We start from the raw sequence: 10,982 nt of genomic DNA on the forward strand, positions 1-10,982 counted from the left end.
AGGCTCACATGTTGTGAAGCTGTTTGCACCACATAAAGGAGTAGAATAATGGCAGAAAAGAAGAAAATTACAGCAAGTTTAAAGATGGTTATTCCGGCAGGTGGCGCATCACCAGCTCCACCAGTTGGTTCATCACTTGGTCAGCATGGCGTGAACATGATGGACTTTATTAACGCCTTCAATGAAAAAACTAAAGATATGAAGGGCGCGCAGTGTCCAACTAAGATTTATATCTATGAAGATAAGAGCTTTGATTTTGTTGTGAAAGGTACACCAGCTAAGGTTCTTATTAAGCAGGCACTTGGCTTGCAAAAGGCTAGTGGAGTGCCAAATAAAGAGAAGGTTGGTAAGCTTACGCAAGCTCAGTTGACTGAAATTGCTGAGAAAAAGATTGATGATTTAAATGCCAATGACATTGAAGCCGCTAAAAAAGTGATTGCTGGTACGGCTCGTTCGATGGGTGTTGAGGTTGAGGCAGAATAATTTAACCGTGGGAGGCTTACAGGGCTAAGCTGATTGCACCACAAGGAGAATATTATGGTAAAGAAACAAGAAGAAACTTCTGAGATTACTCCAGAAGAACAAGTGATTACCGAGGAAGTAGTTGAAGAAAATATTAAAGGCGATACTCTTGCAAAAGAACCTACAAAAAAGAGTACTACTAAGGCCGGTAAGCGTAGCGCAAAAGCTGTTAAAGAAGCAGAGGCTGAAGCTGAAAAGAAAGCTCGTAAGGTTGAAAATTCAGCTAAAGAAGATACTCCAAAGCCTAAGCAAAAGCCTCGTGTCAAGAAATATTCTAAAAAGCAGAAGGCTATGCGTGAGGAAATTGATTTTACTAAGCTTTATACCACTGAAGAAGCAGTGACATTAGTTAAGAAAATCAATCAGGCAAAATTTGACCCAACTTTTGAGGTACATGTGCGTTTGGGTATTGATCCACGTCAGGCCGATCAGATGCTACGAGCCTCTACTGTGTTGCCGGCTGGAACTGGTAAATCAGTCCGTATTGCGGTACTAACAAGTGACGAGAAGAAGGCTAAGGCAGCTAAAGAAGCTGGCGCCGACTTAACCAATTCTGAAGATTTACTCACAGCCATTAGTAAGGGTAGCTTTGAGTTTGATGTATTGGTGGCTACTCCAGATATGATGCCTCAGCTCGGTCGGCACGCCAAGACACTTGGGCCAAAGGGCCTGATGCCATCACCAAAGAGTGGTACAGTCTCGGCCGATCCAGCGACAGCCGTTGGTGAGATTAAAAAAGGTCGCTTGGAAATTAAGAATGATGCCAATGGTATAGTTCATGCTGCGGTTGGTAAGCTTTCATTTAAGGATGAGGATCTGTTGGTAAACCTTAAAGCGGTTTTGAATTGCGTACAGACTAATCGTCCTAGTGGTGTGAAGGGTACATACGTAAAAAGTATCTCTGTTTCAGCTACGATGACTCCCGGTATTAAGCTAGATCCAGCTGAGCTAGCTAAAAAATAGTACTTTTATAGGATAGGAGCTTAGAAAAACACCCTCTAGTTTAGTGGGTGTTTTTCTTATGCTTGGTAGAGTGTGAGCCAAACCGCTACACTAGATAGGTATTTGTACCTACTAGTGTAAGGAAAGGTAGATGGCTGGATTCCATCTTGAGCAATTCGAAGGCGATCCAACTGGCCGGATCATCCCAGACCTTGAGCGCCTCTCAGAAATCGTCAGTGGCCTGCGAGCACTGAATCAGCAGATTGTGCTAACTCAAGGCACATTTGATTTGCTGCATATCGGCCACGTTCTCTATCTTGCTGAAGCCAAGCGATTGGGTGACGTTTTGATAGTTGGACTCGATAGCGATGAGAAAGTTAGGGCTCGTAAGGGTGAGGGGCGACCAATCGTTCCCGAGGATGAGCGCACTGCCATGCTGTGCTACCAGAGGCCGGTAGACTTGGTAATTGTTAAGCAGCAGAACTTTCAGCATTGGGAGCTAATCCGGCGGATTCAACCCGATGTGCTGTTGGCTACCGAAGAAACCTATACCGACCAGGAACTTATCGAGCTGAGGCAACTGTGCAGCAGGGTGGTGGTGCTCGAACCGCGCTCCAGTACCTCGACCAGCGCCAAGATTCGACGGGCCCAAATCGGTATGAAGGATCGGCTTAGTTCGGCCCTTGCGGATGCGCTTCAGTCGGTCGCACCAGATATCGTTACCGACGTGATGAATCAGGTGCTAGGGATTACAGATGGGGTGCATGATGGCGAATCAAAGTAAGAAGCCATACGGTGTGTACCTCTACGCGCCGGTTATCCATGAAGGGATACGGCGCTGGCTATTAAGGCACGGTGATGCACGATTTATTGCCTTGGTGGGCCCCGAGACACTGGGGCAGTTTCGACCAATCGTCAAAGATATTCGTCGATTGCCGATTGATGATGTGGTAGTAGCGCTTCGAGCCCTGCATCTTCATGGTAAGATATGTGTTTTGGAGTTTGATGAGCTTACCACACTCGATGGTGAAGTTGGTTCATTGGTTATGCCCAAGGATGAGTTGTTGGTATCGGTTATAGAGTATCTTCCGCCATCGGTGACACCAGTTTTTGAGTCGGCTTTCCTGCGCTGGAATAATGGCAATGTTGAGCTGGCTGAACCAGAGCCGACTCAAGGTCACTCGACTGTCAGTATGCAGAGTATTTGGCAGGATTTGGACGAAATTACGTCCTGGAGTCCAGATTTTTGGCGCCAAGTCGCTTCGGCTCTCGTGATTGACGGGGAAGTTGTGATTGCCTCTTACAATCGACCGCTACCGAATATTGAGGCCGTGATGATGAGGGGGGATCCGAGAGGTTTGTTTAAGAAGGGCGTCAATATTGAGGTCTCATCATACTTACACGCTGAAGCTGGGGTGATTGCCGAAGCCGCCCGACAAGGGGTTGCCACAGCTGGTGCAGATCTCTATGTTACTACCTTTCCGTGTCCGGGTTGTGCTAAGTTGCTGGCTTCGGCTGGCATTGCTCGACTTTTCTATCAAGAAGGCTACTCCGTTTTGGACGGAGAAGATGTCTTAGCCGGTGCTGGAGTGGAGATAATCCATGTTCAGTAAAAAATCCCCCTGTAAACAAGCAGGGGGTGTTCTATTTAGGTTGCCAGCTTTACTCGTACTGGCTCAAAACCTGGCTCTTCATTGTCGCCAACGACAATGTGACCATGTAGATGGGCAATTGAGGCTCCAGTTCTAGCCATGGTTCCAACCCGCATGAAATGGGAGTAGGCCTCCAGTCGAAACCGGCTTTCGACCTCGGTGATAATCTCCAAATAGCTCTGCCTGACAGATTGGGGTATTTCAGCCAGTGTCAGGTAGTGCTTTTTGGGAATTACCAGCAGGTGAAGTTTGGTGTTGGCATAAGGGAAGGTGTTGGCCAGCACAAACCAGCTGGTATTTTCGAGGATTATCTTGTCAACATCCGTTCTGTTGCAGAAATGACATTGACGATTTTCTTCTAACCGAACCATTTCAGCACGTTGCGCATCAGTTCGAGCTGCTGCGTGATTGTAGAGCGGTGCTTGCCAGCCGGCAACTTTTCTCCATGACTCAAACACGATGCCGGTTATCTCGTGGTTTGAAAAAGATGGCTCACTCTCACGATACAGACACTCCCACCACGACCAGTGCATGGCCGGAAAGTAGGTGTCGGCCTGAAATTTGCCCGAAAAACGAGTAATCTCAAGGCGCTCGGCAAACTCTTCGGCGTAGGCGTAGAGCTCAGCTCCACCAATCACCCAGAGCAGTTCATCCGAGTCGCGCCAGTCAGCCAAGAAAGGATCAAGATCTCGGACTGGAATTGCTCCTGACGGCACTTCTCCGGTTCGGGTGGCGACGTAGTTTTGTCGCTTGGGCAGTAGTCTGCCGATTGATTGATGAGTTTTTCGCCCCATCAAGATTGCGTGCCCTGAAGTTAGGGCGACGAAGCGCTTCATGTCTTCAGGTACATGTCCCCACGGTAGTTCACCGCTTAGGCCAATTTCGTCGTTTTGTCCGACGGCTACGATCATGGCGATAGTCATACTGCCACCGGTATGGAACGGATGGCTGGATGAGGGTTGTAATTTGCGACGGCAAAGTGACTCGACCTCACATCTGTTATCAAGCTGACTCCTTGGAAGTTGGTGCTCACAGTAGGGAGCTGGCGTGGTACTCGAGATAGCATCTCGTCGACCGAGTCTAGCTGATCTTCGTAGATGTGGGCATTGGCAACGTGGTGCACAAACCAACCAGGCTTATAACCCGTCAAGTGTGCAAGCGCCAGCGCGATGGCGCCATACTGCACCATGTTCGAGGGGACACCCACCGGTACATCGCCCGAACGCTGGACCATTTCCAGATTCAGCCGGCCAGCCAGGATTGTAACCTGCACGTGACCGTGGCAAGGCGCAATAGTTGGTGTGGGCTGGTGCCCATAAGCTCGAGTAAGGTGACCAGCCAGCCAGTTCGTAATAACGTGTGTCTTGAGGGAAGGTTCACGCTTGATTTGATCCACAAGAGCCAACCATTGCTGGAACGGACTACCATCTGGTCCGGGATAGTTCGCAAAGACATCGCCGTACGAAGCAGGACCGATATCGCCAGTGGTAAGACCACGCTTGGCGCATTTATTCTCAGTCGCCCATGGCCCCCACCAAGTACAGCCAAACTCGGCAAATTGCTCGAGAGTTCTAGCGCCATTAATCATGGCGCAGAGCTCACCGATTGCACCTCGCCAAAAGCCCGATATATCACGCTCGGTAATCATTGGAAAACACTCAGAAAGGTCGAAGCGCATGGTTAGCCCTAACGCTACCTTGGTTGCTGGTCCCTGACGGGTGGTTTGCCACTCGCCAGTCTGCAGAATAGTCTGCAGGACGTTGCGATATTGCAGTTCAGGTTCAGTCATAGCTACCTCTGTTTTCAAGGGTCAATAGAACAGCATTATCGTATCAACTATCTAGATATAGATAAACCATAAGCATAGAAGAGACATGAGAACAATAGACTGGGTTTAAATCTTGATTATTATTATGCTTACACCTATAGTGATGTTTATGTTAGGCCAAAATCAAATTGCTCATGGCGATGGTAATAGCTCAGAAACTAGTTCCACGCAAAGTTTAGTGTTAGGTGATAGTAGTGGTCATCAAGATGATAGTTTTATTCAGGAAGATATAATGATTGTAACAACAGTTGCCGTCATAATAGTGGTGATTATTGTACTGCTAGTTATCTGGCCAGTGCGTAAACAGGCAAAGAGAAAAGCAAAATGACAATTGATATGCTAGCTCATTACTTATGGGGCATTGGATTAGTCGCACTAGCTTGTATTACGGCTCTTGTGGGTTTCGAAAAAATTTCATTACGACGTTATAACTTGGGCTTTGTTTTTATTTTATTTATAGCGGGTGTCACGTATAATCAGTTGTTATTCAATGGTTTTGATTTTATTTTTCGTAATTACAACTTCATGATGCTGTCTAACCAACAGCATTATTTAATTGATATGTTGAGTTTGTTTGTTGGTTTGGTGATTTTGCTGTATGCGAAACAGTATAAGCTAACCCATATTATAAAAAGTATTGGCTTTCTAATTACTGCCGCTATATTGGCTTTTCACGATCAAGGACATGTCGGCGGGCATGACCATGCGACCTGGCTTACAATCTATCACCAAAGCCTTGCTGGATTATTGTTTATTGTTGGTGTAGCTCATGGAATATTAGTACTGATGCAGGGGCGGTATTCTAAGGTACTATATAGTGTGATTACAATTTGTCTGTGTAGCGCAGGATTAACATTACTTCTATATCAAAATCCAACACCACCTAGCCATAGCTCTAGCTGTGGTGCACTTGGTCGAGTGGTTGATGTTACGGTTGATGAAAATGGTTTTAGCAAGAATGAGCTAAGTGTGAATATCTGCGATATACTGGTTATTCAAAACACTGGTGGTTCAATGCATAAGGTAGCTTTTGGTAATCATAGTGCCCACGGAAGCTATGGGGTTTATAAAGAAACCGACTTAAATCCAAGTGATAAGACGGTGATAATTCTAAGTGAAGTTGGTGAGTTTAAGTTGCACGATCATTTTAATGACAGTAGCACTATGCAATTGGAAGTTAAATAGCCTTTGTCGTGCGAGCTTCATCGGGCTTATTGACCAAGACATCTAAATCTGGTACTATACATAAAGTACGAACCGAAGACAGGCGCTGGTTTTTAATATATTTAAACCTTAATTTGCTCCCGAGGCGATGACGAATATCTATTTGATTACGTCCCCCGTGTCTTAAAGTGCTCGCACTAAGATTTTCATTAAAAATTAAATAAAGGAGTCAGTATGGCAAAGACTCGCATTCAAAAGGAACAAGACCTCCAGAAGTTGGTTGAGAACCTAGATAGTGCTAAACTTGCTGTCCTGGCCGACTACCGTGGCCTCGATGTGCCAGCAATCAGTGATTTGCGTAATATTTTGCGCGAAAATGGCATCACATTTACGGTTGCTAAAAATACGCTAGTAAGAAAAGCTGCCGAGCAGAGTGCCAAAGAAATCACTCAACTTGAAGTATTTTCTGGCCCTATGGCAATTGCGTTTGGTGCAGACGAGGTAGAGGCGGCTAAGCTCATGGCTGATTTTGCGAAAACAAATGACGCCCTCGAGATTGTTGGCGGAATTGATGAAGCTGGTGAGATCCTCACTCGTGAGGCTGTGATGGCATTAGCACAGCTCCCAAGCCGCGAACAGCTTTTGGCGCAGGTAGTTGGTACAGTTGCCGCTCCACTTTCGGGCATGGTCCGAGTGTTGAACGGTAATTTGTCAGGATTAGTGTATGCACTTAATGCTATTAAGGAAAAGAAAGAAGCAGCTGCTTAAAGCTACTTCTAAATTAAGGAGAATATTATGGCCGAAGAGACCAAAAACGAAGCTGTAGAAGCAGCTGATAAAAAAGAAGAAAAGAAAGAAGTTCCAGAAAAGTTTGCAAAACTTGTAGCTGAACTAGATAAGATGAGCGTACTCGATCTTTCTGAGTTTGTAACCACCCTTGAAGACCACTACGGTGTGTCGGCCGCTGCCCCAGTTGCAGTAGCTGGTGTAGCTGCTCCTGCTGGTGAAGCTGCAGAAGCTGCCGAGGAGAAGAGCCAGTACAACATCTTCCTTCAGTCTGCTGGTGAAAAGAAGATTGATGTCATTAAGGCAGTTCGTGAAATTACCGGACTTGGCTTGGCTGAGTCAAAGGCGGTAGTTGATGGCGCTCCAACTATGGTGAAAGAAAATGCACCAAAGGAAGAGGCTGAAGAAGCTAAGACTAAGCTCGAAGCTGCTGGTGCCACTGTAGAACTTCAGTAAGCAAGAGGTCAGTTAAATTTAAACTAATTGCCACTCGAAAGAGTGGCTTTTAGTTTAAATAATTAAAAATATTTGCATTTATGTATGGTCAGGTGGTATACTCCACCTGAATCTGTGGGTTATAAAAAATAAGCAAAAAGTGAGTAATATATGTCAACGAACAATCAAAATGATGCTAAATTATTACAACTAGCCAGCCAACTTAAGGCTGCTGAAGAAAATATGCAAAAAATTCATGAGCAGTTAGATGCCATGGGTATCAAGCCAGAGGAGCTACCTGACGCTCCACCGGTACCTGTGCATTCAGCACCATCAGCCGATACTAGCTTGCATCTTGGTGGAAAAGTTATTGAGGGTATCTTTGATGGTCAAAACATGGTTGGACCAAACGAAAAAACTTATCCCATTCCTGCTAACTATGCTTCAAAATCAAAGCTTGTTGAAGGAGATATTCTGAAGCTCACAATTTCAGAAGATGGCAGCTTTATCTATAAACAAATTGGCCCAATTGAACGTAAGAAGTTAATAGGTGCGGTTACCTTGCAAGATGGCACCTACATGGTTGAGGCTGGTGGTAAGCTCTATCATGTGTTGTTTGCTAGTGTTACGTATTTTAAGGCTCAGCCAGGTGATGAAGTGACTGTCGTTATTCCGGCCGATCGACCAGCTTCCTGGGCGGCGATTGAAGCTGTGATTGGCTAAAGCTCATATTAATGTGCTAGCTTGCTGTTTAATGTAGCGCTATAATAGTAAGTAACTTTTGAGAGTTAGTATGAGGAGGGGAATTGAGTCGCTTTGCGCTATATCGTGAATATCGACCGACTGATTTATCAGATGTGGTTGGTCAGGGTCATATCACGCAACTTTTAGAGACAGCCTTAGCTCAGCAGAAATTGAGCCATGCTTATTTATTTACAGGACCACGCGGAACCGGCAAAACCAGTGTGGCACGGATCTTGGCTCGGCGAGTAAATGAATTGCCAGCTAGTGCTGTTCTTGATGCTGAGCTTGATATCATCGAGATTGATGCTGCTTCAAATCGAGGTATTGATGAGATTCGTTCGTTACGGGAAAAAATTACAACAGCCCCCACGCGCTTGCAGTATAAGGTCTTTATTATCGATGAGGCTCATATGCTGACGCGCGAGGCTTTTAACGCCTTATTAAAAACCCTGGAAGAACCTCCAGCACATGTAATTTTTATTTTAGCAACTACCGAAGTTCACAAATTGCCAGACACAGTGGTGAGCCGTACTCAGCGCTATGATTTTCGTCCCGTTCAACCATCTGGTATGCTGGACCATTTACAGTCCGTCGCACAAGCTGAATCGATGCAGATTGATGATGATGCTCTAACATTGATTGCTGAATTATCGGGCGGTGGTTTTCGTGATGCGCTCAGCTTACTCGATCAGATTGGTAGCACACAAAGTAAAGTTTCGCGACAATTAGTAGCCGAAGTGGCGGGGATTGGAGACGAAGCGGTTGTGTGTAGGCTGATTGTTACTGTTGGACAAGGTGACCTAAATGGTGCTTTATCTATACTAGAAGAGTTGTGGAATAGTGGCGCTGAGCCTACGCTCTTAGTGGAGCATATATTACTAATTGCACGCAAGCAGTTTTTAAAACCCAGTAAAGAGGATGACCTTTCAAGAGAGCAATTGGCTCGACTGCTGGCTGAATTCACTCAAGCGGCACGAGAGCTCAAAACAGTCCCAATTCCAACTCTACCGCTAGAATTAGCAGTTTGGCGATTGTCTACTGAATCGAGCAGTGTAGTATCGGAGGGTAGTGTTGCCAAATCTATTAATGTGGTACCACCCAGACGAACCGTAAAAGCTACAGTTAAAGCCCAGGACTTACCTGAGGCTATACTGCGTGCCGATAAGATAACGGCTAAGGCCCTATCGTTAATCAAGTCTAAAAATAACTCTTTATATGCAGTTTTACGATCCGGTGACCCAGCTTTGCAAGCAAATAAATTAATTATACGGTGTCGTTTCCGCTTCCATAAAGAGCGGATTGAAGAGCCCAAAAACCAGCAGTTTATTGAGGCTGTTTTTACAAAAGTAGCTAACCGTCCAATTGAGATGATCGTTCGGCATGCTACAGATGAGTCAGCGGTAGTCTCAGCTCAGCCCGAGGAAGAGTTGGTGGCCAGCGCCATAGAGATATTGGGCGGGGAAGTGGTGCAGGATTAGGGTATGGTAAAGCGTGATATGCCACCACCCCCACCGACTGAGGCCGAGCTAGCCAAATTGTCGCCACCTCACAGCATTCAGGCCGAGCGATCTCTTTTAGGGACCATACTTTTAGATGCCGACTCACTAATTAAAGTGGCCGATATAGTGGTAGCTGATGATTTTTATGATCGGCGTAATGGCATTATTTATGAGACATTTGTGAAGCTTTATGAAAAGCGCCGACCGATTGATTTAGTAACTTTATCTGAAGATCTAAAAAGTAATAAAGAGCTTGAAAATATTGGTGGCATGACTTACTTAACAGAGTTAGCAGGTAGTGAAGCTACTACTGCCCATGCGGCTGAGTATGCTCGGCTAGTTGCTGGTAAGGCAACACTGCGTCGACTTGATGTGGCTGGCCATGCTATTTCTGGCTTAGCGCACGATGAAACACGCGAACTAGAGGGCTTATTGGATGAAGCCGAGCAGGCATTATTCTCGGTTAGTCAAAAGCATTTAAAGCAAAATTTTATTTCAATCAAGGATGTTTTAGCTGATAGTTTTGATCGCTTAGATGCGCTCCATAAAGATAAGCAACAATTACGCGGTGTACCGACAGGTTTTAAGGAGATGGATCGCTTATTAGCTGGTTTACAGCGCTCAGATCTAATTATTCTGGCGGCTCGGCCTAGTATGGGAAAAACAAGTTTTGCCATGAATATTGCTGCCCATGTGGCCATCAAAGAGGGTATTCCTGTTGGTATTTTCTCTTTGGAGATGAGTAAGGAGCAGTTAATTGACCGTCTTTTGGCGTCAGAGTCGGGTATTGATTCTTGGAAATTGCGGACTGGAAATTTAGAAGATAAAGATTTTGAAAAGCTTAATCGAGCGATGGGTGTGATGGCTGAAGCGCCAATTTTTATTGACGACTCAGCTATGGCGAATGCCCTTGAGATGCGCACCAAGGCACGCCGTTTGCAAACTGAGCATGGTTTGGGTCTGATTATTATTGATTACCTGCAGCTTATGAGTGGACGTGCTTCTAGTGATGGTAGTCGAGTTAATGAAATTTCTGAAATCTCTCGCTCTCTAAAAGGTTTAGCGCGTGAGCTGGATGTGCCGGTAATTGCTTTGTCTCAGCTGTCGCGAGCTGTGGAGCAACGTCATCCACAGATTCCTCAGCTTTCAGATCTGCGTGAATCTGGTTCAATTGAACAGGATGCTGATGTGGTGATGTTTATTTACCGCGAGGATTACTACAATAAGGAGAGTGAGCGCCGTAATATTTCAGATATCTTGGTGCGCAAGCATCGCAATGGACCAACTGGTGATGTGGAGCTCTTCTTTAGTCCGGAGCTGATGTTGTTTCGGTCACTTGATCGTAAGCGCGAAGGCAGTTCTCTAGAGTAATCCCTAGCATAACTGGATTGCATTAAATCAGCTATGTCA

13 protein-coding genes are annotated in these 10,982 nt (G+C 45.6%); 11 read left to right on the plus strand and 2 right to left on the minus strand.

Features of this window, described 5'->3' with window-relative positions:
* The first annotated feature begins 48 nt into the window (after positions 1-48).
* The 4 genes from rplK (at position 49) to IPM44_01715 (ending at position 3,077) form a co-directional block, all read left to right on the plus strand.
* On the plus strand, positions 49-483 hold the full coding sequence (gene rplK / locus IPM44_01700) for a 50S ribosomal protein L11 (protein QQS27269.1): 435 nt from the start codon (positions 49-51) through the stop codon (positions 481-483).
* A gap of 54 nt (positions 484-537) precedes the next feature.
* Entirely contained in the window at positions 538-1,485 is a 948-nt protein-coding gene (gene rplA / locus IPM44_01705) for a 50S ribosomal protein L1 (protein ID QQS27270.1), read from the plus strand.
* 130 nt (positions 1,486-1,615) lie between these two features.
* Positions 1,616-2,248 carry an adenylyltransferase/cytidyltransferase family protein gene (locus IPM44_01710; protein QQS27271.1) on the plus strand — a complete coding sequence of 211 codons (633 nt, stop codon included), beginning with the start codon at positions 1,616-1,618 and terminating at the stop codon, positions 2,246-2,248.
* On the plus strand, positions 2,229-3,077 hold the full coding sequence (locus tag IPM44_01715; GenBank protein ID QQS27272.1) for a hypothetical protein: 849 nt from the start codon (positions 2,229-2,231) through the stop codon (positions 3,075-3,077). The genes IPM44_01710 and IPM44_01715 overlap by 20 nt, the downstream gene beginning before the upstream one ends.
* Before the next feature lie 35 nt (positions 3,078-3,112).
* Here the strand turns inward: IPM44_01715 and IPM44_01720 are convergent, their stop codons facing one another.
* A complete protein-coding gene (locus tag IPM44_01720; protein ID QQS27273.1) occupies positions 3,113-4,039 on the minus strand; it encodes a dihydrofolate reductase in 927 nt (308 codons plus the stop codon).
* The gene (locus IPM44_01725) at positions 4,036-4,905 is read right to left on the minus strand and encodes a thymidylate synthase (protein QQS27274.1); all 870 of its coding nucleotides are present in this window, start codon (positions 4,903-4,905) and stop codon (positions 4,036-4,038) included. The genes IPM44_01720 and IPM44_01725 overlap by 4 nt, the downstream gene beginning before the upstream one ends.
* Before the next feature lie 148 nt (positions 4,906-5,053).
* Here IPM44_01725 and IPM44_01730 point away from each other — a divergent pair, with 148 nt between their 5' ends.
* The 7 genes from IPM44_01730 (at position 5,054) to dnaB (ending at position 10,943) form a co-directional block, all read left to right on the plus strand.
* Positions 5,054-5,272, plus strand: a complete 219-nt coding sequence (locus tag IPM44_01730) for a hypothetical protein (GenBank protein QQS27275.1) — start codon at positions 5,054-5,056, stop codon at positions 5,270-5,272.
* Positions 5,269-6,129, plus strand: a complete 861-nt coding sequence (locus IPM44_01735; protein QQS27276.1) for a hypothetical protein — start codon at positions 5,269-5,271, stop codon at positions 6,127-6,129. Before IPM44_01730 ends, IPM44_01735 begins: the two co-directional genes overlap by 4 nt.
* Before the next feature lie 213 nt (positions 6,130-6,342).
* Positions 6,343-6,876 carry a 50S ribosomal protein L10 gene (locus IPM44_01740; GenBank protein QQS27277.1) on the plus strand — a complete coding sequence of 178 codons (534 nt, stop codon included), beginning with the start codon at positions 6,343-6,345 and terminating at the stop codon, positions 6,874-6,876.
* Positions 6,877-6,903: 27 nt separating this feature from the next.
* Positions 6,904-7,350: a 50S ribosomal protein L7/L12 gene (rplL, locus tag IPM44_01745; protein QQS27278.1), complete on the plus strand. Its 447-nt coding sequence runs from the start codon at positions 6,904-6,906 to the stop codon at positions 7,348-7,350.
* 150 nt (positions 7,351-7,500) lie between these two features.
* A complete protein-coding gene (locus tag IPM44_01750) occupies positions 7,501-8,052 on the plus strand; it encodes a hypothetical protein (GenBank protein QQS27279.1) in 552 nt (183 codons plus the stop codon).
* Positions 8,053-8,135: 83 nt separating this feature from the next.
* Positions 8,136-9,551, plus strand: coding sequence for a DNA polymerase III subunit gamma/tau (dnaX, locus tag IPM44_01755; protein QQS27280.1), 1,416 nt, complete (start codon positions 8,136-8,138; stop codon positions 9,549-9,551).
* An 18-nt stretch (positions 9,552-9,569) separates the two neighbouring features.
* On the plus strand, positions 9,570-10,943 hold the full coding sequence (gene dnaB, locus IPM44_01760) for a replicative DNA helicase (protein QQS27369.1): 1,374 nt from the start codon (positions 9,570-9,572) through the stop codon (positions 10,941-10,943).
* The last annotated feature ends 39 nt before the right edge of the window (positions 10,944-10,982 follow it).

Source organism: bacterium (genome assembly GCA_016700035.1).
Taxonomy (GTDB): domain Bacteria; phylum Patescibacteriota; class Saccharimonadia; order CAILAD01.